Source organism: Rahnella sp. PAMC25617 (genome assembly GCF_050606005.1).
Taxonomy (GTDB): domain Bacteria; phylum Pseudomonadota; class Gammaproteobacteria; order Enterobacterales; family Enterobacteriaceae; genus Rahnella; species Rahnella variigena.
This window is the reverse complement of the sequence record NZ_JBOCUM010000001.1, coordinates 51,350-71,768: the sequence shown is the minus strand read 5'-3', so window position 1 is coordinate 71,768 and position 20,419 is coordinate 51,350. Positions and strand designations below refer to the sequence as shown.

At 55.6% G+C, this 20,419-nt stretch carries 20 protein-coding genes; 5 read left to right on the top strand and 15 right to left on the bottom strand.

Annotated elements, in window-relative coordinates:
* Window positions 1–60 precede the first annotated feature (60 nt).
* Both idnD and ACM615_RS00320 read right to left on the bottom strand, forming a co-directional pair.
* Window positions 61–1,092, bottom strand: a complete 1,032-nt coding sequence (gene idnD / locus ACM615_RS00325) for an L-idonate 5-dehydrogenase (RefSeq protein ID WP_113876877.1) — start codon at window positions 1,090–1,092, stop codon at window positions 61–63.
* Window positions 1,093–1,214: 122 nt separating this feature from the next.
* Window positions 1,215–2,417: a benzoate/H(+) symporter BenE family transporter gene (locus tag ACM615_RS00320; RefSeq protein ID WP_129637748.1), complete on the bottom strand. Its 1,203-nt coding sequence runs from the start codon at window positions 2,415–2,417 to the stop codon at window positions 1,215–1,217.
* A 137-nt stretch (window positions 2,418–2,554) separates the two neighbouring features.
* Between ACM615_RS00320 and ACM615_RS00315 the strand changes: the two genes are divergently transcribed.
* The gene (locus tag ACM615_RS00315) at window positions 2,555–3,121 is read left to right on the top strand and encodes a helix-turn-helix domain-containing protein (RefSeq protein WP_112291554.1); all 567 of its coding nucleotides are present in this window, start codon (window positions 2,555–2,557) and stop codon (window positions 3,119–3,121) included.
* 29 nt (window positions 3,122–3,150) lie between these two features.
* Entirely contained in the window at window positions 3,151–3,603 is a 453-nt protein-coding gene (locus ACM615_RS00310; RefSeq protein ID WP_113876879.1) for a GNAT family N-acetyltransferase, read from the top strand.
* Here the strand turns inward: ACM615_RS00310 and ACM615_RS00305 are convergent.
* Both ACM615_RS00305 and ACM615_RS00300 read right to left on the bottom strand, forming a co-directional pair.
* Window positions 3,587–4,072, bottom strand: a complete 486-nt coding sequence (locus ACM615_RS00305; protein WP_232829983.1) for a GNAT family N-acetyltransferase — start codon at window positions 4,070–4,072, stop codon at window positions 3,587–3,589. The genes ACM615_RS00310 and ACM615_RS00305 overlap by 17 nt on opposite strands.
* Before the next feature lie 11 nt (window positions 4,073–4,083).
* Entirely contained in the window at window positions 4,084–4,623 is a 540-nt protein-coding gene (locus ACM615_RS00300; RefSeq protein ID WP_112291548.1) for a hypothetical protein, read from the bottom strand.
* A 255-nt stretch (window positions 4,624–4,878) separates the two neighbouring features.
* Here ACM615_RS00300 and ACM615_RS00295 point away from each other — a divergent pair, with 255 nt between their 5' ends.
* Together ACM615_RS00295 and yfcF are read left to right on the top strand one after the other, a co-directional pair.
* A complete protein-coding gene (locus ACM615_RS00295) occupies window positions 4,879–6,873 on the top strand; it encodes a methyl-accepting chemotaxis protein (RefSeq protein WP_431011285.1) in 1,995 nt (664 codons plus the stop codon).
* Between the two features lie 203 nt (window positions 6,874–7,076).
* The gene (gene yfcF, locus ACM615_RS00290; RefSeq protein ID WP_129637746.1) at window positions 7,077–7,709 is read left to right on the top strand and encodes a glutathione transferase; all 633 of its coding nucleotides are present in this window, start codon (window positions 7,077–7,079) and stop codon (window positions 7,707–7,709) included.
* 40 nt (window positions 7,710–7,749) lie between these two features.
* Here yfcF and ACM615_RS00285 read toward each other — a convergent pair whose 3' ends face one another.
* From ACM615_RS00285 to bhsA, 3 genes are all read right to left on the bottom strand, one after another.
* On the bottom strand, window positions 7,750–8,196 hold the full coding sequence (locus tag ACM615_RS00285) for a GNAT family N-acetyltransferase (protein WP_113876881.1): 447 nt from the start codon (window positions 8,194–8,196) through the stop codon (window positions 7,750–7,752).
* Between the two features lie 17 nt (window positions 8,197–8,213).
* Window positions 8,214–8,849: a LysE family translocator gene (locus tag ACM615_RS00280; RefSeq protein ID WP_159281835.1), complete on the bottom strand. Its 636-nt coding sequence runs from the start codon at window positions 8,847–8,849 to the stop codon at window positions 8,214–8,216.
* Window positions 8,850–9,005: 156 nt separating this feature from the next.
* Complete coding sequence (gene bhsA / locus ACM615_RS00275; protein ID WP_112291538.1) at window positions 9,006–9,263, bottom strand: multiple stress resistance protein BhsA; 258 nt, start codon at window positions 9,261–9,263, stop codon at window positions 9,006–9,008.
* A 406-nt stretch (window positions 9,264–9,669) separates the two neighbouring features.
* Between bhsA and ACM615_RS00270 the strand changes: the two genes are divergently transcribed.
* Complete coding sequence (locus tag ACM615_RS00270; RefSeq protein ID WP_013573417.1) at window positions 9,670–9,918, top strand: GlsB/YeaQ/YmgE family stress response membrane protein; 249 nt, start codon at window positions 9,670–9,672, stop codon at window positions 9,916–9,918.
* Between the two features lie 63 nt (window positions 9,919–9,981).
* On the opposite strand, the gene ACM615_RS00265 is transcribed toward ACM615_RS00270, so the two are convergent.
* The 8 genes from ACM615_RS00265 to uca form a co-directional block, all read right to left on the bottom strand.
* A complete protein-coding gene (locus ACM615_RS00265) occupies window positions 9,982–10,362 on the bottom strand; it encodes a hypothetical protein (protein ID WP_113876884.1) in 381 nt (126 codons plus the stop codon).
* Window positions 10,363–10,447: 85 nt separating this feature from the next.
* Window positions 10,448–11,146 carry an urea ABC transporter ATP-binding subunit UrtE gene (gene urtE / locus ACM615_RS00260; RefSeq protein WP_431011253.1) on the bottom strand — a complete coding sequence of 233 codons (699 nt, stop codon included), beginning with the start codon at window positions 11,144–11,146 and terminating at the stop codon, window positions 10,448–10,450.
* Between the two features lie 11 nt (window positions 11,147–11,157).
* Window positions 11,158–11,955, bottom strand: a complete 798-nt coding sequence (gene urtD / locus ACM615_RS00255) for an urea ABC transporter ATP-binding protein UrtD (RefSeq protein ID WP_431011284.1) — start codon at window positions 11,953–11,955, stop codon at window positions 11,158–11,160.
* Window positions 11,956–11,963: 8 nt separating this feature from the next.
* A complete protein-coding gene (gene urtC / locus ACM615_RS00250; protein WP_113876886.1) occupies window positions 11,964–13,037 on the bottom strand; it encodes an urea ABC transporter permease subunit UrtC in 1,074 nt (357 codons plus the stop codon).
* Window positions 13,037–14,605 carry an urea ABC transporter permease subunit UrtB gene (urtB, locus tag ACM615_RS00245; RefSeq protein ID WP_431011252.1) on the bottom strand — a complete coding sequence of 523 codons (1,569 nt, stop codon included), beginning with the start codon at window positions 14,603–14,605 and terminating at the stop codon, window positions 13,037–13,039. The genes urtC and urtB overlap by 1 nt, the downstream gene beginning before the upstream one ends.
* A gap of 69 nt (window positions 14,606–14,674) precedes the next feature.
* Window positions 14,675–15,943, bottom strand: a complete 1,269-nt coding sequence (gene urtA / locus ACM615_RS00240; protein ID WP_112291673.1) for an urea ABC transporter substrate-binding protein — start codon at window positions 15,941–15,943, stop codon at window positions 14,675–14,677.
* Window positions 15,944–16,028: 85 nt separating this feature from the next.
* Window positions 16,029–16,751 carry a GntR family transcriptional regulator gene (locus tag ACM615_RS00235; protein ID WP_113876889.1) on the bottom strand — a complete coding sequence of 241 codons (723 nt, stop codon included), beginning with the start codon at window positions 16,749–16,751 and terminating at the stop codon, window positions 16,029–16,031.
* Window positions 16,752–16,777: 26 nt separating this feature from the next.
* On the bottom strand, window positions 16,778–20,410 hold the full coding sequence (gene uca, locus ACM615_RS00230) for an urea carboxylase (protein WP_431011251.1): 3,633 nt from the start codon (window positions 20,408–20,410) through the stop codon (window positions 16,778–16,780).
* Between the last annotated feature and the right edge of the window lie 9 nt (window positions 20,411–20,419).

Here is a 20,419-nt window from a genome sequence, read left to right as displayed (position 1 = left end):
TCAGAGGACATCATAAAATGAAACGATGTTTTAATATTGTGAGTGTCGTTGCAGACTGAACTAGAAAACCAGCTGCACTTTCGACGCTTTGGATTTATCCATCGCGTAGTCCAGCGCTTCCACCAGACTTTCCTGCGGGAATTCCGCCGACAGCAACGGCATCGGATCAACGGTTTTATTCGCCAGCCATTCCACTGCCGTGTTGAATTCTTCAGTGAAGCGGAAGCTGCCGACCCAGTTAATTTCTTTGGCAATCAGCATCATCAGCGGGAATTCATTCACTACCGGTCCCATGCCGACCTGCACCAGCGTGCCACGTGCGCGTGTCACTTCCAGACAGCGGCGGATGGATGAAGGATGGCCCGAGGCGTCAAAGGCCACATTGAAGAAGCCTTTCTCTGCCTGATATTCGCTGAAATCGCCCTGTGCGGCATCCAGCGCTTTGCTTGCGCCCACAGCCAGTGCCAGCGTCCGGCAGCGTTCACTCGGGTCAGTCACCACGATTTGCGCTGCGCCTTTGGCTTTCGCTGCCAGCACGATTAAGCAGCCAATCGGGCCGACGCCGGACACAAACACGGTTTTGCCATGAATATCACCCGCCTGGTTCACGGCATGAATGGCGACAGCCAGCGGTTCGGCGAACACCATCAGACGGTCGCTGACCTGATTGTCGTAAGGAATGCACTGGGCGCTGTCGACGATTTTGTACTGCGTGAACGCGCCGTTGATGTGCGGGAAATACATCGCGCTGCCGAAGAATTTCATGGTGGTACACTGGTTTTCATCGCCGGACAGGCAATATTTGCAGGCCTTGCACGGCTTGCTCGGGTTGAGTGCCACTTTCTGGCCTGGCTGCAAATCTGGGTTATCCGATTTCTCCACCACACCAACCACTTCATGCCCGAGCACCATCGCCTCGCGCACTTTGAAATCGCCCACCGCGCCGTGTTCGTAGTAATGCAGGTCGGAACCGCAGATCCCGCCGCGGGTAATTTTTACCAGCGTGCCCTGGCCGGTGTAGTCGATAGTCTGGTCGATCACCGAAACGTCTTTTTTCCCGGTCACGACGCAGGATTGTGTGGCAATAGTCATGGAATTCTCGCTCTTTAAAGGGCCTGATTGCGCCCAGTAAAAAGGGTTTGCCGGTCAGAAAATGTGATCGTCGTCACTTTGCGCCGTGTTACGAAAACCTGTTACCCATAACTTGAACGGACTCAACCTTTCCCGGCGGATTTATCCCGGTTTCGCGCCGGAATACTCAGGATCAGATGCGTAATTACGCCGCCCGCCAGCCCCCAGAATGCCGAACCGATACCCAGCAGTGTGACGCCGGACGCGGTGATCAGAAAGGTGATGATTGCCGCATCGCGCTGCTTTTCGTTTTCCAGTGCGCGGTACAAGCTGCCCGCAATGGTGCCGAGCAACGCCAGCCCGGCGATGGTGTGGATCAGCGCTTCCGGCAGCGCGGTAAAGACCATGCCGATGGACCCGCCAAACACGCCCGCGATCAGATAGAAAATGCCTGCCGCCACCGCCGCCATATAACGTTTTTTCGGATCAGGATGAATATCCTCGCCCATACAAATTGCGGCGGTAATGGCGGCGATACAGACGGTAAAACCGCCAAACGGTGCTAAAACTAACGCCGTCAGCGCCGTCCAGGTAATCAATGGAGAAACGGGCAGGTGATAGCCGTGCGCTTTCAGGGTAGCGATCCCCGGTGCGTTTTGTGAAGCCATCGTTACGACAAAGAACGGAATACCGATGCCGATAATCGAGGAAAGCGTGAAATGCGGCATGACAAACTCCGGCGCCGCGAAGGTCAGCGTCTGGCCGTGCAGCGAAATATCCCCCTGCAATCCGGCGACGATCAGCCCGGCGGCCAGTGCGAGCACCACCGCATAGCGCGGCAGGGCGCGTTTCGCCAGCAGATACACCAGACACATGCTGCCCGCGAGGGCGAAATTACTTTGCAGCGAGGTAAACGCGTTCAGCCCAAAGCGCAGCAGAATGCCGCCGAGCATGGCGGCAGAAAGTGCCTGCGGAATGTAATGCATCAGCCGGGCAAACAGGCCGGTCACGCCGCACAGCAGGATAAGCCCGGTGGCAAAAATAAACACGCCAACCGCCTCATTCAGCGAGGTGCCGGGCAGGCTGGTGACCAGCAGCGCCGCGCCGGGTGTTGACCAGGCGGTGACGACCGGCGTGCGGTAATACAGCGACAGACCAATACTGGTAACGCCCATTCCCAGGCCGAGCATACTCAGCCAGCCACCGATTTGCGCCACGCTGGCGCCCGCCGCTTCCGCTGCCTGAAAGATAATCGCCGCCGAGCTGGTATAACCGACTAAAACCGCGACAAATCCGGCGATTACCGCCGAAAAAGTTAAATCCTGCAAACTAAAACGCGAGGCCATGGGTGAAAATCCTTCTGGTTAGCGGACGCTGGCGGTATGCTGTTGTGCGTTATAGCGCACATCGGATGCGCTCAAGATATCACTGTGCGTTATAACGCACAATGGCGATGAACGATCATCGTCGCAGAGGAGATACCATGCAGGAAATCACCCGCCATATTGGCCGCCAGCTAAAGGCCGTTCGCAGCGAACGCGGCTGGAGTCTCACTCAGGCGGCAGAAAAAACCGGTGTCAGTAAGGCGATGCTCGGGCAAATCGAGCGTGGCGAATCCAGCCCGACGGTGGCGACATTGTGGAAAATCGCCAGCGGCCTGAATGTATCGTTTTCGGAATTTCTTGAAACACCGCCTGAGCAGTCAGCCGCGTTGCATCGCCACGGCTTGCTGACCACCTTCAACAGTCAAACCTCAGGAATGCGCGTCGTGCCGTTATTTCCCTACGACACCACGTTGCGCATGGACATGTTTGTTATCGATCTCGAACCGGGCGGGTGCAGTGAATCCACGCCTCATGAAGCCGGCGTAATCGAGCATGTGATTGTGACTGAAGGTGAACTGACGCTGACCGTTGATGGCGTAACGCGCGTGCTGAGTGCCGGAGAGGCGCTGCGTTTTGCCGCCGATTGCCCGCACGCTTACCGCAACGAAAGCGGCCATTCCGTGCGTTTCCATGACCTGATACATTATCCGCATTCGCGCCCGTAACGTTTTCATTTCCTGAGGAGAATGACCCCATGAGCCAGCCGCAAGATGTTGTGATCCGTCCGTTAACGCCCGCTGACCGTGAAGGTTGGGAAACCCTGTGGCGTGCATATCTGGATTTTTACCAGTCAGGTCTGGATCCGGCGCAGTTTGATTACACTTTCACGCGTTTATCTCAGCCTGACTACGCCAGCATGTTTGGCTATGTGGCGGAATACGAGGGGAAGCTGGTCGGGCTGGTGAATTGTATCAATCACGATCATGGCTGGCACATGCAGCAGGTGGTCTATTTGCAGGATTTATACGTCGATGACAGCGCACGAAAACTGGGGATCGGGCAGAAACTGATTGAAGCGGTTTACGCTTACGCCGACCAGCACGACAAAGCTAACGTCTACTGGACGACGAAAACCAGCAACCATACGGCCCGCAAATTGTATGACCGTATTGGTACGCTGACCGAATTTATTAAATATCAGCGTTAAGCGGTTTACGCATATTCATTTTCGTCGTGACGTAACCCAGGCTGGCGTACAGCGCCTGCGCACCGGGATTGCTGGCAAAGACATTCAGTTCGATTGCCACACACCCCTGTTCCTGCAGGCGTTCTTCCATCAATCTGAACGCTGCCGCCGCATGACCCTGACGGCGGAATTGCGGAAACACCGTCAGCTCGTACACGAACGCGCTGCGTACGCCATAACGTTCCACGTTAGAAAACCATAAATAGCCTGCCGTTTCGCCGTTCTCTTCGGTTTTAATCTCGAAAAGATACTGATCCGGCGTATCAATACCTTGCGGCAGTGCACTTTGCGTAGAACTTCGCGCCCGTTCCAGCGCGGTATCCGCCTGCCACAGACCGGCGGTTACGTTCTCTTCGGCATAATCTATTGCCAGCTGTTCGGCGAAATCCGGGTAAAACGCGGCACTCATCGGCGCTAAAATAGTCATCATTTCCCTCTGATTTATTTGTTATTTTCCGGCTTCTTATAAGGCGTTACGTAGCATTCGCTGATGGTCGTTGAGTGGCTTTCGGCCTGCGTGATGATGTAGCCCTTGTCGGTCAGCGCCACGGAGCTGTAAGGCGTTTCATTATGCTTGTCCGAAATCACATCCTGGAATGACTGAATGATTTTCGCTTTCTCATTGGCTCGCGCCGGATCGTCCAGCCCCTCAACCTGAATCATGGCCTGTTTGAACTGGTTGTTGAAGGCGTTTTTTCCCGCGCGGCTTTCAATGATCGCCTTGATGTTCACCGTGATGTCATTTCCCAGCAAAAACAGTGTATTACTCTGATAAATCAGCACGTTTTTCCGTTTCGATACCACAAAGCCATTTTCAATGACTTTCATTTTGCTGTTGTTGGCATACGTCACGTCATCGAGGCAAATGGTTTTATCCCCGACCTTAAACTGGCTGAATCGCGCTTTAATTTCTTTCGGCGTGGAAGCCGCTTGCGAACACAGTGGCGCAAGCAACAAAAGAGGTAAGAGCCATGACTTCATAGGAGTTTCCTGGAAAGGTGCTGAATCAGCCGACATAACAGCAGTATAGGGAGGCGTGAGCAGGATGCGAACGTTTATCTTTGGCGGCCGGTTTTTTACCGTTTTGGCTAAAGCATCTCCACCTGTTGCCGATAATTCAGACGATAACGGAATTCCCGCTTCTGCAGGGCCAGCATCAGGGACAGATCATCCGCGTTATTTCATCGTGAGTTTTCACAGTACGTTTTTCTGTTCCGGGGTAATTTTATGAGTCAGATGCAGGCGCTTTCACCGGCGGCCAGAGTTGAGGCTGCTACAAAGAAAAATGCCCCTAAGAAGGCGATGCGTACCCGTACGCTGATGCTGATTGTCGGACTGATCACTATCAGCATGGGTTACATCATTACGGTCGGATTGCTCAGCTGGCAGTCGTCCAACCAGCAGCGCGAGATTGCCCGCCGTTATCTGCAACAAACCGCCAGCACCGACGGCTATCTGGCCCGTCAGAAACTCGATACCGCATTACAAGCCGCCCGCGACCTGGGTCAGAGCATGATAAGCCTGCGTGAAGCCGGACATGCTGACCGCAAACTGGCCGATACCCTTTTGCAAAATGCCCTGAAAAGTCACCCGGATTTTCTCTCTATGTCGCTGGCCTGGGAGCCGGATGCCTTTGATGGCAAAGATGAAGATCTCGCCGCGAAGGAAGGACAGGATCCGGATGGCCGCTACGTCCGTTATGTGGACCGGGATACCAGTGGCAACGTCGTTTTACATAATCTCACGGATTACGAAACGCCGGGCAGCGGTGATTATTATCTGCTGCCGCGCAAGCTGCAAAAAGAGGTGATCCTCGAGCCTTACAGTTATCCGTATAACGGCGTGGATACCTTGCTGACGTCAATTGCTGTGCCGATTATGGTGGATGGCAAATTCCTCGGTTCTGTCACGGCGGACTTCTCCCTGCAAACCCTGCAGACGCTGGTCAATAGCATCAAACCTTATCAGGGCACCGGCTATGCGATGCTGTTTTCGCAGTCAGGTAATTACATTTCTTCGCCGAAAAAAGACCAGATCACGCATAAGCTGGAAAATGACCCGTCATTGCTGAAAAACATTCAAACCGGACAGATGACCCGCCGTGAACAGCAGGATCCGGTGCTGGGAGAAAAGGCGTTTACCGAATTTGTGCCGATTCAGATTGGTAATACGGGCACGCCGTGGATGCTGGGTATCGTGGCGCCTGTAAACGCGGTGATGAAAGAAAGCACCCGGCAACTTTATTACGCGCTGGCGCTGATGGTACTGAGCATCATCGTGGTCTTCGCGGTGCTGAGCGTTATCTTTACCCGCAAAGTGTTACGCCCTGTGGGCGGCGAACCTTCCGATGCGGCAAAGATTGCACTGACGGTAGCGGATGGTGATCTGACACATCCGATTGTGACGCAGAAAAACGATCAATCGAGCATCTTCTTTGCGCTGCAAACCATGCAATCGCAGTTACGCCATGTGGTGAATGACATCATATCCACCAGCCATGCCGTCGGCAGCGGCGCGTCGCAGATTGCGGCGGGCAATATCGATCTGGCCTCGCGAACGGAACAACAGGCGGCAGCGCTGGAAGAAACGGCGGCCAGCATGGAACAGCTGACGGCGACCGTAAAACAAAACGCCGATAATGCCCATGTGGCGACAGAGCTGACCGCCAATGCCACGAAAATCGCCGGTAAAGGTGACAGCATCATGACAGATGTTGTCGGTATTATGGGGGAAATTGACGACAGTTCGCGGCGTATCTCTGAGATCACGTCAGTGATTAATGGCATTGCGTTCCAGACTAACATTTTGGCGCTCAACGCCGCGGTAGAAGCCGCGCGTGCAGGTGAACAGGGGCGCGGATTTGCGGTAGTGGCCTCGGAAGTGCGCAGTCTGGCGCAGCGCAGCGCCGATGCGGTGAAAGAGATTTCCGCCCTGATTGAGGAATCGACAAGTCGTGTGGATCACGGTGTCGGGCTGGTGAAAAATGCCGGCGAAACGATGAAAGAAATCATGAAAGCCGTTACGGATGTGCGCGATATCATGAGCGACATCGTCTCGGCGTCTGATGAGCAATCACGTGGCATCAGTCAGGTAACACAGGCGGTTCATGAAATGGATGGCGTCACGCAACAGAACTCCGCGCTGGTTCAGGAAGCCTCAGCCGCTTCGGCTTCTCTGGAAGATCAGGCGCGTCGCCTGAATGAAATTGTTCAGGTGTTCCGGCTGAAATAACGATCCTAGTGTTGTCTGCTAAACCCCCTCCCAGCCTCCCCCTTCGCAGGGGGAGGAGTTAAAACTCGTTCTGCTCCCTCCCCTGCGAAGGGGAGGGCTGGGGTGGGGTATTAAAGCGTTCTCTGAACGAGTTTTTAACGACACACCCCACTTTCTGCGCTATGTTTTTCTTCCTTTTGCTTTATTTTTTTCAGGAGATTTCCATGAGCCAGTCTTCGCTGATTTTGTATTCCGATGCTAATTTTTTCAGTCCTTACGTGATGTCTGCTTTTGTGGCGCTGACTGAAAAGGGCATTCCGTTTGAACTGGAAACGGTCAGCCTGGATGATGCGGAGAACCTGAAAGAAACGTATTCGGCGCTGTCCATGACCCGTCGCGTTCCGACGCTGACCAACGGCACGTTTGTGTTATCCGAATCTTCGGCGATTGATGAGTACGTTGAAGAGCTTTTCCCTGCGCCGACGTTTCCGGCTATCTATCCTGCCGATCCGGAAAACCGTGCCAAAGCGCGTGAAGTGCAGGCGTGGCTGCGCAGTGACCTGATGCCCATCCGCGAGGAACGCTCAACGGAAGTGGTGTTTGCCGGGGCAAAATGTCCGCCGCTTTCTGCTAAAGCGCAGCAGGCTGCGGAAAAGTTGTTTGCCGCCGCCGAACGTTTGCTGGGCGACAAAGAACATCTGTTTGGTGAATGGAGTATTGCGGATGTGGATCTGGCGCTGATGCTGAACCGTCTGCGTTTAAATGGTGATGCGATGCCGGAGAAACTGGCGGCGTACGCACAAGCGCAGTGGCAACGTCCTGCGGTTCTGGAATGGCTGGCGCTGTCGGCTAAATAACCGAAAAATTGCGCGGCCCGTTCAGCCGCGCTTCCCCGATTCAGCCTAATGTCTTGGTCAGGAAATACCGGGTATGGGTAGACGGCGCATCTTCAGGCGTGCGGGTATCGCGGATATAATCTTCCAGCGCCATCTGCATCTCGTAACCCATTCGCTCATAGAACGGCCTGGCCTGAAAACTAAAGGTATCAACCAGCGAATAGCGACATCCCCGCGTTTTAGCTTCTGCTTCCGCCTCGGCAATCAGTTGCGTTCCGACATCTTTTCCGCGTAACGACTCATCGACCCACAACATTTGGATATACATCCATTTACCGACCGTTTCCGCCACAATCCCGGCCTGTTTGCTGCCGTTCTCGTCTTCCACAAAAATACCTAACTCGCGAAATTTCGACTGAGGAACAAAATTCCGGTTGAAAGTGCGCAGAGCTGTTTTGATCTCCTCAAGATCATGTTCTGTCGGAGCATGGGTGAGACGGGTCTTCATGACAGGATTCCTTTTAGTTAGCGTTTAGTCATAGCGAGTCGTACTGCAAAGGCGAGAAAAACGGTGCCGGTTAAGCGATCAAGCGTTCTGACCACTGCGGCGCGGCGCAACCAGCGCGATAACGGGCGCGTGGCGGAAATCATGGTGATGGACCAGAGTGTGCCGATCACGGCGTGCATAGCGGCGAGTCCGAAAATATACGGCCCGACCGGATAGCCGGTAGCGACAAACTGCGGCAGGAAAGAAACATAAAATACGCCGACTTTCGGGTTCAGCACATTGCCAAACAATCCCCTTATGAACGGCGAATTGCCGATGCGTAACACTTTCCCGTTGCCCTCCGGCGCGGCCATGTTCATTTCGCTGCGCGGTTTGAGCAGCATCTGCAAACCGAGCCAGGCCAGATAAGCTGCGCCGGTCCACTTAAGCAGTGTAAATGCCATTTCAGACGCCGCAAGAACCGCGCCTAAGCCGAGCGCCACCATTGCGCCCCAGATAAGACAGCCGGTACTGATGCCAAATGCTGACAATAATGCTTTTTTGCTGCCCTGACTGGCCGCCGTGCGCAGAACTAATGCGGTATCAAGGCCCGGTGTCAGCGTTAAAATTCCGGCAGCAAGTGCATAAGAAAGGAGAGATTCGGTAACGGTCATGGCTTTTCCTGATGAGCGAAAAAACCAGAATAGTGAACAGGATGGGAGAGTTGCAATCGCGAATTTAAACGAAATTCGGCATAAAAATACTGGCAAATAAAAAAGCCTGTGGAAGTCGGGCTTCCACAGGCTTTTCAGAGAGTTTTACGCGGGAGATTATTTATAAATTTCAGCGTCAGCGTGCAGTTTGTTGTTACCGGTCACAGAGATGATGCGGTAAGAAGATGCGCCTGCGTCTTTAGCCTGCTGAGATAATTTCGCTTCCAGACCGCTAAGGGTCGTGGAGTTAGCGGCAGAAATCACACCGATTTTCTGCATGTCGCCGGAGGGCTGAGTAATCTGTTGAGCGGCGAAGCTGCCGAAAGAAATCAGAGAAAGGGTAGCAGCTACAGCAAAAATTTTGACGTTTTTCATGATGTTTAATCCATTCAGGTTTATGAGAGTGAAAGGTGGTTGCCTTTCGATGGATGCATAATAGGCCGGATGGCTGACGATGAAAAACGGATTGATTTGAGTATCTCATTCAAAATATTTGGTCTACTTTTTACGCAGTTTTACGTGCGAATGCGGGTAGCTGACGAAACCGAATTCGTGCTGACACAGCCTGAAATTGCCTTAGATTTCTCTGCGTTTCTCTCCCTTCCTGCTGATTTTGGGCGGTTTTGTAGAATCGGTGCTAGACTTTGATTGCAGTTCAAGAAGAGGGGCGTTCGTGTAAAACACACGTTCTGCTCGCAGAGCGCGAAACGTTCTGCTTTTGTTTGGCTAACTTGGTTGAACAATATTCACGGTAGCGGAAATTTATTCGGAGGAGTCGAAAATGGGAATTTTATCCTGGATTATCTTTGGTCTGATTGCAGGTATTCTGGCGAAATGGATCATGCCTGGCAAAGATGGCGGCGGATTTATTCTGACCGTAGTCCTGGGTGTTGTAGGTGCCGTTGTGGGTGGTTATATCAGTACTTTCTTCGGTTTTGGTCGCGTAGACGGATTCAACTTCGGCAGCTTCGTTGTCGCCGTGATTGGTGCGATCGTCGTACTGTTTATCTACCGTAAAGTCAGAAGCTAAACTTTCGACCTTAGGTTGAGATGTGAAAAGCCGCGCATGTCGCGGCTTTTTTGTGTCTGTTAATCACTCCACTGGCGACGTCGGCAACCGTACGATGTCCTGATTATCATTTCCCATCCAGTAAACGCCTTCCTTCGCCCAGAACGGCCCTTCGATAAAATCGAGCAGGTCGGAATACTCTTCGTAAAACTGTTTGCCGTCGCGGTTGTAGACACGCATATAGCCGGAATAATGCCCGCCGTCGCCCGGCATGGTCATGCGCGGAATAAATTCGAAAGTTTTATACTCTCGCACCACATATTGTTTGTTGGGGCTCCACTGCTCGGAGACGAGTTTCCCTTGTTTCCACCACTGATGGCCTGCGGCGATCACCGCCAACAGTACCGCCAGCATTATCCAGCGCTTGCGCTGACGCACCAGAGCTTCCTGACTTTTGATTTTCATACTTTGTATTCTTTTCAGCGGGATTCGAAAATGGCTGTGAATGTGGCTGAAAAGTAGCAGCTTGTCTTGAAAAAGTCAGTATCGACTAAATCGCCACCAGCCCCCGTACGCCTTCCGCTTCCATTTCTTCTCCGCGCCCGCGTTTTATAATGCTGCCGCGCGACATCACCAGATAGCTGTCGGCGAGTTCGGCGGCGAAATCGTAGAATTGTTCGACCAGCAAGATCGCCATGTCTCCCCGGGCGGCGAGTTGTTTGATCACGGCGCCGATTTCCTTAATCACCGACGGCTGAATGCCTTCGGTCGGTTCATCGAGGATCAGGAGATTCGGTTTGCAGGCCAGTGCGCGGCCGATCGCCAGCTGTTGCTGCTGGCCGCCGGACAAATCCCCGCCGCGGCGATGCTTCATTTCCAGCAGGATCGGGAACAGATGGTAGATTTCATCCGGCACCTGTTTTGCATTGCTGCCGGAAAAACGCGATAAGCCCATCAGCAGATTTTCTTCGACGGTCAGACGCGGAAAAATTTCGCGACCCTGCGGGACATAGGCAATGCCCGCCTGCACGCGCTGGTGCGGTTTACGGGAATTGATCACCTGACTCTGCCAGCTGATGGTGCCGGATTTCGCCGGGATCAGCCCCATCAGGCATTTCAGCAGCGTGGTTTTGCCGACGCCATTTCGACCGAGCAGGCAGGTCACTTCACCGATTTTTGCCTCAAAAGACAAGCCGCGCAAAATGTGGCTGCCGCCGTAAAACTGATTGAGTTCATTTACCTGCAACATAATGCGATTCCTCAGCGCCCTAAATACACGTCGATAACCTGCTCGTTGGCCTGCACATCTCGCAGTGAACCTTCGGCCAGAACCTGCCCCTGATGCAGCACCGTCACGTGGTCGGCGATGGTTTCCACAAAGCCCATGTCGTGCTCGACCACCATCAGCGAATGCTTGCCCGCCAGTTGTTTGAACAGCTCGGCGGTATACTCGGTTTCGGCATCGGTCATGCCTGCTGCCGGTTCATCGAGCAGTAATAAATGCGGCTCCTGTACCAGTAACATGCCGATTTCCAGAAACTGTTTCTGACCGTGTGAAAGCAAGCCCGCCGGGCGATGACGTTCCGCCGCCAGACGCAGCGTGCCGAGCATGTCATCGATGCGGTCGCGCTGTTCGCTGTTCATTTTGGCGCGCAGGCACGCCCAAACCGACTTATTGGTTTTCTGCGCGATCTCCAGATTTTCGAATACGGTCAGCGCTTCAAATACCGTCGGCTTCTGGAATTTACGGCCAATGCCGGACTGCGCAATGCGCACCGGATCCAGTTTGGTCAGATCGGTGCGCTGATCGTAAAAAACGCGGCCGCTTTGCGGTTTGGTTTTGCCGGTGATCACGTCCATCAGCGTGGTTTTCCCCGCGCCGTTGGGGCCGATCACACAACGTAATTCGCCGACGCCAATGTTCAGCGACAAATTGGTCAGCGCCTTAAATCCGTCAAAGCTGACGTTAATGTTTTCCAGCTGCAAAATCGGGTCGGTCTGCCGGCGATGCCGGTCGGCCAGATGCGACTGTGTAAACAGGTCTTCGGTCATGGTCATCGGGCTCATCAGGATTTCCTTTTGCGCAGCAGGCCAATCACGCCTTGCGGCAGAAACAGCGTCACCAGAATAAACATGCCGCCGAGGACAAATTGCCAGTATTCGGGAATGGCGACGGTGAACCAGCTTTTCGCGCCGTTGACGATACCTGCGCCGATAATCGGGCCGATCAGCGTGCCGCGCCCGCCGAGTGCCACCCAGATCGCGGCTTCGATGGAGTTGGTCGGCGACATTTCGCTCGGGTTGATGATGCCGACCTGCGGGACGTACAACGCACCCGCCAGGCCGCACAGCATGGCGGAAATCGTCCAGACGAACAGCTTGAAACCTTTCGGGTCGTAGCCGCAGAAAATCAGCCGGTTTTCAGCGTCGCGTACCGCCGTCAGCACGCGGCCATATTTACTGCGTGCCAGCGCAAAGCCGAGCGCCAGACTGGCGACCAGCACCAGAACCGTGGCTAAAAATAATCCCACGCGGGTGCCGGTGGCGGTGACCGGAAAGCCGAGCAGGGTGGTGAAACCGGTGAAACCGTTATTGCCGCCGAAGCCGGTTTCATTGCGGAAAAACAGCAACATACCGGCGTAGGTCAGCGCCTGCGTCATGATCGAAAAATACACGCCTTTGATTTTTGAGCGGAAGGCGAAATAGCCGAATACAAACGCCAGCGCGCCCGGCACCAGCACGATCAGGCACAGCGCCCAGGCAAAATGCTGCGTGCCCGCCCAGAACCACGGCAGTTCGGTCCATGAGAGGAACGACATAAAATCCGGCAGCCCGCTGCCTGCGGCCTGTCGCATCAGATACATGCCCATCGCGTAACCGCCGAGGGCGAAAAACAGCCCGTGACCCAGGGACAATAATCCGGCGTAGCCCCACACCAGATCGAGCGCGATCGCGACGATCGCATAACACAGCATCTTGCCGATCAGCGTCAGCGTGTAGGTAGAGATCGCCAGCGGATTCGTGGCAGGCAGCAGCGCCAGAAACGGCATGACAATCAGAATGATGAGCACCAGCGTGCCCACCGAAATCGCAATCTTAGGCGCTTTTTGTACGCCGGTAATCGTCAGCGGCTGGCTCATCAGTCAATCACCCTGCCTTTGAAGGCGAAGAGTCCCTGAGGACGTTTCTGAATAAACAGGATAATCAGCGCGAGGATCAGGATTTTGCCCAGTACCGCGCCGATTTCCGGCTCAAGAATTTTGTTCACGATGCCCAGACCAAAGGCCGCCACCACGGTACCTGCGAGTTGTCCGACACCGCCGAGCACCACGACTAAGAAGGAATCGATGATGTAACCCTGACCGAGTTCCGGGCCGACGTTACTCAGTTGCGACAGTGCGACGCCGCCCAGACCGGCAATACCTGAACCGAGACCGAACGCCAGCATATCAACGCGTCCGGTCGGCACGCCGCAGCAGGCCGCCATGGCGCGGTTTTGCGTCACGGCACGCACGTTCATGCCAAGGCGCGTTTTATTGAGCAGCAGCCAGGTCAGCCCAAGCACCAGCATGACGAAGATGATTACCGCGATGCGGTTGTACGGCAGCACCAGATTCGGCAACAGCTGAATGCCGCCGGAGAGCCAGCCGGGATTCGCCACTTCAACGTTCTGCGCGCCAAACAGTACGCGCACGCCCTGGATCAGGATCAGGCTGATGCCCCACGTCGCCAGCAGGGTTTCCAGCGGACGACCGTATAAATGGCGGATGACGGTGCGCTCCAGCGCCATGCCGATCCCGGCGGTAATGAAAAAGGCCACCGGCAGCGCGACCAGCGGATACAGCGCCAGCAACCCCGGCGCGTAGTGCTGAAACAGCGACTGCACCATGTAGGTCGAATAGGAACCGAGCATTAACATTTCGCCGTGCGCCATGTTAATCACGCCCAGCAAACCGTAAGTGATTGCCAGCCCCAGCGCAGCCAGCAGCAGAATCGAGCCGAGCGATAAACCGGTAAAGGCCTGACCGAGCAGATCGCCGATCATCAGGCGATGTTGTACCGCTTTCAGGCTGGCACGCGCGGCATCACGCACCGTCGCATCGGCCTCAGTTTTCGGATCCGTCAGACTTTGCAGACGACCTTGTGTATCCGGATCACCCGACGTGCCGAGCAGTTCAACGGCTTTCAGACGCACCTGCGGACTGGCGTCGGTAAGCTGTAAATTCGCCAGCGCAATGGAAAGGGCATTGTGAACCGTGCTGTCTTTTTCCAGTTCAAGACGATGTGTCAGCAGCGGCAACTGATCGGCCTGTGCTTCACGCTGTAAGGCTTTTGCGGCCTGCAAACGGATGGCGCTGTCGGTGCTCACCAGACGGTGTGCGGAAAGCGCATTAGCAATCAAAATGCGCAGGCGGTTGTTCAGCCAGACTTTTTTACTGTCACCCTGCGGTTTGATATCGCTTTCCAGCGGCGTCAGCTGATCGCCATTCTGGATGAATGCGTGTTTCGCTTCGTCGATGACGACGTTTTCCTGCTTCAGCGCTTCGAGCAGCGGCAGCCTTTCCGGCTGCGGATCCGCCGCCCATTGCTGTAATAACGTGGCCTGCTGGCTGCGGCTGGCGGCAGCAAAGTCATTCGCCGCACCCGCCTCTGCCAGCAACGGAAGGCAACAAAGCAGGAAAAGCAGTGATCGGATGAGGATTCTCATAATGTTCTCGCCGCATAAAGTTGATGCTGGTTTGCTCCTCCCCCTGCGAAGGGGGAGTAGCTAAAACAATCAGTTAACCGTTTTCACCGGGGTATCTGGCTTTTTATCGTTACCCGCGATGTACGGGCTCCACGGCTGGGCGCGGATCGGTTTGTCGGTCTGCCAGACCACGTTGAACTGACCGTTGGATTCGATTTCGCCGATCATTACCGGTTTGTGCAGGTGATGGTTGGTTTTATCCATGGTCAGCGTGAAGCCGGAAGGTGCGGCGAAGGTCTGTCCGGCCATCGCGGCACGCACTTTATCCACGTCCGTCGTCCCGGCTTTTTCCACCGCCTGCGCCCACATATGGATGCCGACATAGGTCGCTTCCATCGGGTCGTTGGTCACGGCGTTATCGGCGTTCGGCAGTTTGTGCGCCTTCGCGTAAGCCTTCCATTCAGCCACGAATTTTTTGTTGGTCGGGTTATCAACCGACTGGAAGTAGTTCCACGCTGCGAGATCGCCGACCAGCGGTTTGGTGTCGATGCCGCGCAGCTCTTCTTCACCGACGGAGAACGCCACCACCGGCACATCGGTGGCTTTCACGCCCTGATTGGCCAGCTCTTTATAGAACGGCACGTTGGAATCGCCGTTGATGGTGGAGATCACCGCGGTTTTGCCGCCTGCGGAGAATTTCTTAATGTTGGAAACGATGGTCTGATAATCGCTGTAACCGAACGGCGTATAGACTTCTTCGATGTCGCTGTCTTTCACGCCTTTGGAATGCAGGAAGGCGCGGAGGATTTTGTTGGTGGTGCGCGGATACACGTAGTCGGTGCCGAGCAGGAAGAAACGTTTCGCCGCGCCGCCGTCTTCACTCATCAGATATTCCACCGCCGGAATGGCCTGCTGGTTAGGCGCGGCACCGGTGTAAAACACATTTGGCGACATCTCTTCACCTTCATACTGCACCGGATAGAACAGCAGACCGTTCAGTTCTTCAAACACCGGCAGCACGGATTTACGCGATACCGACGTCCAGCAGCCGAACACCACCGCGACGTTATCCTGCGTCAGCAACTGGCGGGCTTTTTCAGCGAACAGCGGCCAGTTAGAGGCCGGATCGACCACTACCGGCTCCAGTTTTTTACCGAGCACGCCGCCTTTGGCATTGATGTCGTCAATGGTCATCAGCGCGATGTCTTTCAGCGGGGTTTCTGAAATAGCCATGGTGCCGGAAAGTGAATGCATGATACCGACTTTGATGGTGTCGGCAGCCTGTGCGCTCCAGGCCAGACCCATGCTGACTACGGTGGCGGAAAGAGCAAAGGCTTTAATAAAACGTCGACGTTGCATAGATGAATCCTCTGTAAAAATGCTGTGATGTAAATACGTTAAGAGAACGCTGTTATGGTGAAAGTCGAAAAAACATTTAAAAAAGTCATGACGGGTTGCCCGCGTCACTCTCCGCCCGCGCCCGGTGCAACATATGCAGGGTAATTTTGCGCACTTCGGCTTTACTGACGGCAATGTGGTCGTGTAACTGGCGCTGCGCCTCCTCTGTTTGTTGTTGAATGATGGCGAGCAGAATGCCCGCGTGCTCTTTATAGGTGGCGTTCACACGCTCACCTTTGGTGAAATCCAGACGCCGGATGATGCGGATTTTTTCGGTCAGTTCGCGGTGAATACGCGCCATTTCGGCGTTACCCGCCGCGGCCACCAGCGTCATGTGAAACTCTTCGTCATAGCGCGACACCAGCTGACCGTCTTCGAGCGGCGGCTGATCAATCCAGAAGGCTTTCAGTTCGGCCAGTTGCAACGGCTGAACGGCGGGCGGCAGCGCGCACAGACGTTTCACCGCTTCCAGTTCCAGCACGATGCGCAGGTCATACAGTTGCTCGAAAAAGTCGAAATCGAACGGACGAACCTGCCAGCCGCTGCGGAAAAACACTTCGACGTAGCCTTCGTGTTCCAGCCAGAACAGTGCCTGACGCACAGGCGTGCGGCTGACCTCCATCCGGTCGGCAATGTCGTTTTCGCTGAACCGGTCTCCGGGCAGCAGGCGGAAGCTGAAAATGTCATCTTTCAGCTGCTGATAGATGCGTTCCGCCAGTCCTTCCGGACGATTTTTACTGCGTGAAGATTTAGAGCCCGTCAGTTGCATGTGATATTCCCTGTATGTCGGTAGCGTTAAACGGCTGCGTCCAGCCACAGCAAAGCATCGCCCGGTCCGACCGGACGCCCCTGCTGGCAACTGATTTTCAGTACGGTTCCGGCGCACGGCGCATTCACCGACAGCTCCATTTTCATGGCTTCGACGACGATCAGCGGCTGGCCTTCTTCCACCTGCTGGCCCGGCTCGACCAGGATTTTCCAGACGTTGCCGTTCAGATCGGCGCTGACTAAATGGCCGTCCTGATCCGCATCGTCCTCCACTAACTGCACGGCGTTGGCGGCGGCTTCCACCGCGGCGCTTTCGGCTTCATGCCAGTGCGCCACTTCGCGGGTAAAGGCTTCGGTTTGTTTCGAGCGGAAATCAGCAATATCGGCGGCGTTATCGGCAAGAAATTGCGTATATTGCGCAAAATCGAACTCGGTTTCTTCGATGCGGATTTGTGCGCGCCCTTCGCGGAACGCCTCGCGCTGGATCTCCAGTTCGGCTTCGGTAACTTCATAGAACCGCACCTGATCGAAGAAGTGCAGTAGCCACGGCTCGCCGTTTTTAAACTGCTGATTCTTGAGAAACTTATTCCAGATCGGCAGCGTGCGGCCGACCAGCTGATAGCCGCCCGGCGAATCCATGCCATAAATGCACATGTACATACCGCCGATACCGACCGTGCCCTCGGCGGTAAAGGTGCGCGCCGGGTTGTATTTGGAACTCAGCAGGCGATGGCGCGGATCGACCGGCACCGCGCACGGCGCGCCAAGATACACATCGCCCAGCCCGAGGATCAGATAGCTGGCGTCGAAAATGATGTTTTTTACTTCGTCGCGGTTCGCCAGCCCGTTGGTGCGCTGGATGAAATCGACGTTATTTGGCAGCCACGGCGCGTCTGTGCGCACGGTTTGCTGATAGCGTTCGACCGCGCCGAGCGTGGCGGAATCTTCAAATGCCATCGGCATATGTACGATACGGGTCGGGATCTTGAGCTGGCTGACATCCGCCAGGCTGTGTTCCAGCGTCAGTAAATGCTGAAGCAGCGCCGTCTGATGCAGCACGCGGCTGTCGTAGCGGATTTGCAGCGAACGCACGCCCGGCGACAGTTCTTCAATACCCTGCTGACCGGCGGCTTTGATGGCGTTCATCAGCAGGTAGATGCGCATACGCACCGCCAGATCCAGCACGTTATCGCCGTACTCAATCAGCACGTAGCCGTCGCCTGCCTGACGGTATTCCACCGAAGGACGTTCAGCCGTCGCCGGAAGCGCCGCGAGAATGGTGGCGGAAGCCGTGGTATCCGGCAGCAAAGACGGCACCGGCAGCGCCATCGCGTTGACTGGCATCAGCGAGTCCAGCGTGCCTTGCTGCGCCAGTTCCAGCGCCTGTGCCTGTTCAAAACTGATCGGATGAAAACGGATTTTATCGCCCGGTTTTACCTGGCCGACTTTCCACAATTCGGCTTTGGCGATGGTCACCGGACAGACGAAACCGCCGAGGCTTGGCCCGTCGCGGGTCAGAATGACCGGGAAGTCACCGGTGAAATTAATCGCGCCGATGGCGTACTCGCAGTCATGCACGTTGGACGGGTGCAGACCGGCTTCGCCGCCGTCCTGCCGCGCCCATTGTGGTTTCGGGCCAACCAGCCGCACGCCGAGGCGGTTGGAGTTGTAATGCACCTGCCATTCAGACTGGAAGAAAGTGTCGATGGATCCTGTGGTGAAGAAATCCGGTGCGCCGTGCGGCCCGTAAAGCACGCCGATATTCCAGATGTCGCCGTAAGGCGGCACGATATTTTCCGCTGCGGCCTGCGGCAAACCGACCGGCGCGGGCGTGGTGCAGGCCGCCAGTTCCGGCTGTGAAACGGTCAGCATATCGGCAACGCGCAGCGTGCGACCGGCGTGACCGCCAAACTGCCCGAGCGCAAAGGTTGAACGGCTGCCGAGATACACCGGCACATCGAAACCGTTACGCACGGCAAGATAGGTGCGGCAACCCTGCGTGGCGCGCCCCAGCGTCAGTGTCTGACCGGCTTTTACGTTTACCGGCTGACAGTAAGAAACAGCTTCGCCATCGAGATGTGCCGGACAGCGTGCGCCGGTCAGCGCGATCACCGCGTCGCAATGAAAGCGCAGGGTGGGTCCCTGTAACGTGAACTCCAGACCGGCGGCATCCAGATGATTGCCGACAATGCGGTTGGCGAGACGGAAGGCAAAATCGTCCATCGGACCGGAAGGCGGCACGCCGATATCCCAGTAACCGAGACGCCCCGGATAATCCTGCACGCTGCTGTACGTACCGGGCGCGATCACTTCGATGGCGTTTGGCGAGTAAACAAAACTGTCGAGCATGTGCGTCCACATTTCACCGTCGCGGAACACCGGCGTGGCAACGACCTGACGCAGATAATCGATATTGGTGGCGATGCCGTGCAGGCGGGTGGCGGCCAGCGCGGCAGACATTTTCGCCAGTGCGTCCTGACGGTCGGTGCCGTGAACAATCAGTTTGGCGATCATCGGGTCGTAAAAGGCCGACACTTCACTGCCGGTTGAAACCCAGCCATCGACGCGGACGTCTTCGGGGAAAAAGACCTCGGTCAGCACGCCCGGACTCGGCTGAAAATTCTTCAGCGGATCTTCGGCGTAAATACGCACTTCCATCGACGCGCCCTGCGGGGCTTTTTCCATTGCAGGCCAGTCCAGAGGTTCACCGGCGGCGACGTTCAGCATGCATTCGATCAAGTCCAGACCGGTGACCATTTCGGTGACCGGATGCTCCACCTGCAAACGGGTATTCACTTCGAGAAAATAAAATTCGTCGCGCGGGGCGTCATAGATAAATTCAACGGTACCGGCGCTGCGGTAGTTCACCGATTCGCCGAGCTGTACGGCGGCGCGATGTAACGCTTCGCGGCTGGCCTGCGGCAGATTCGGTGCAGGGGTTTCTTCCACCACTTTCTGATTGCGGCGCTGTAACGAACAGTCGCGTTCGCCGAGCGCCATCACGCGGCCTTTACCGTCGCCAAAAATCTGTACTTCGACGTGACGGGCGCGATCGACAAAGCGTTCGAGAAACACACCGGCGTCGCGGAAAAACTGTTCGCCGAGACGCTTCACGCTGTCCCACGCGGCGCGCAGGGCGTCTTCATCGTCACAGCGCGTCAGGCCAATGCCTCCGCCGCCTGCGGTGCTTTTCAGCATCACCGGATAACCGATGTCTGCGGCGGCTTTCACGGCCTCATCAAGGCTGGCGAGCAACCCGGTGCCCGGCGTCATCGGTACATTTGCGGCACCGGCCAATTCGCGGGCACGATGCTTGAGGCCAAACTCGCGGATTTGTCCGGCGGTCGGGCCGATAAACGCAATGCCTGCCGCTTCGCAGGCATCGGCGAATTCTGCGCTTTCGGATAAAAAGCCGTATCCCGGATAAATCGCCTGCGCGCCGGTTTCTTTCGCGGCGGCCAGAATTTTGTCGATCATCAGGTAGCTTTCGCTGGCCTTTTCGCCGCCCAGCGCGATGGCGATATCCGCCTGCGTGACGTGCGGTGCATTGCGGTCAGCGTCGGAATAAACGGCCACGCTGGTCACGCCCAGACGTTTCAGCGTACGGATCGCGCGGCAGGCAATTTCGCCACGGTTAGCAATTAAAACAGTGTTAAACATGTGCGCGCC

Excerpts from the sequence above, each read along its gene's own strand:
- ACM615_RS00270 (WP_013573417.1), top strand. The coding sequence starts at position 9,670 with ATGGGAATTTTATCCTGGATTATCTTTGGTCTGATTGCAGGTATTCTG.
- urtA (WP_112291673.1), bottom strand. The coding sequence starts at position 15,943 with ATGCAACGTCGACGTTTTATTAAAGCCTTTGCTCTTTCCGCCACCGTA.
- ACM615_RS00315 (WP_112291554.1), top strand. The coding sequence starts at position 2,555 with ATGCAGGAAATCACCCGCCATATTGGCCGCCAGCTAAAGGCCGTTCGC.
- ACM615_RS00310 (WP_113876879.1), top strand. The coding sequence starts at position 3,151 with ATGAGCCAGCCGCAAGATGTTGTGATCCGTCCGTTAACGCCCGCTGAC.
- ACM615_RS00295 (WP_431011285.1), top strand. The coding sequence starts at position 4,879 with ATGCAGGCGCTTTCACCGGCGGCCAGAGTTGAGGCTGCTACAAAGAAA.
- ACM615_RS00285 (WP_113876881.1), bottom strand. The coding sequence starts at position 8,196 with ATGAAGACCCGTCTCACCCATGCTCCGACAGAACATGATCTTGAGGAG.
- ACM615_RS00320 (WP_129637748.1), bottom strand. The coding sequence starts at position 2,417 with ATGGCCTCGCGTTTTAGTTTGCAGGATTTAACTTTTTCGGCGGTAATC.
- urtB (WP_431011252.1), bottom strand. The coding sequence starts at position 14,605 with ATGAGAATCCTCATCCGATCACTGCTTTTCCTGCTTTGTTGCCTTCCG.
- ACM615_RS00235 (WP_113876889.1), bottom strand. The coding sequence starts at position 16,751 with ATGCAACTGACGGGCTCTAAATCTTCACGCAGTAAAAATCGTCCGGAA.
- urtC (WP_113876886.1), bottom strand. The coding sequence starts at position 13,037 with ATGAGCCAGCCGCTGACGATTACCGGCGTACAAAAAGCGCCTAAGATT.
- urtD (WP_431011284.1), bottom strand. The coding sequence starts at position 11,955 with ATGACCATGACCGAAGACCTGTTTACACAGTCGCATCTGGCCGACCGG.
- uca (WP_431011251.1), bottom strand. The coding sequence starts at position 20,410 with ATGTTTAACACTGTTTTAATTGCTAACCGTGGCGAAATTGCCTGCCGC.
- idnD (WP_113876877.1), bottom strand. The coding sequence starts at position 1,092 with ATGACTATTGCCACACAATCCTGCGTCGTGACCGGGAAAAAAGACGTT.
- ACM615_RS00300 (WP_112291548.1), bottom strand. The coding sequence starts at position 4,623 with ATGAAGTCATGGCTCTTACCTCTTTTGTTGCTTGCGCCACTGTGTTCG.
- ACM615_RS00280 (WP_159281835.1), bottom strand. The coding sequence starts at position 8,849 with ATGACCGTTACCGAATCTCTCCTTTCTTATGCACTTGCTGCCGGAATT.
- ACM615_RS00265 (WP_113876884.1), bottom strand. The coding sequence starts at position 10,362 with ATGAAAATCAAAAGTCAGGAAGCTCTGGTGCGTCAGCGCAAGCGCTGG.
- bhsA (WP_112291538.1), bottom strand. The coding sequence starts at position 9,263 with ATGAAAAACGTCAAAATTTTTGCTGTAGCTGCTACCCTTTCTCTGATT.
- ACM615_RS00305 (WP_232829983.1), bottom strand. The coding sequence starts at position 4,072 with ATGATGACTATTTTAGCGCCGATGAGTGCCGCGTTTTACCCGGATTTC.
- urtE (WP_431011253.1), bottom strand. The coding sequence starts at position 11,146 with ATGTTGCAGGTAAATGAACTCAATCAGTTTTACGGCGGCAGCCACATT.
- yfcF (WP_129637746.1), top strand. The coding sequence starts at position 7,077 with ATGAGCCAGTCTTCGCTGATTTTGTATTCCGATGCTAATTTTTTCAGT.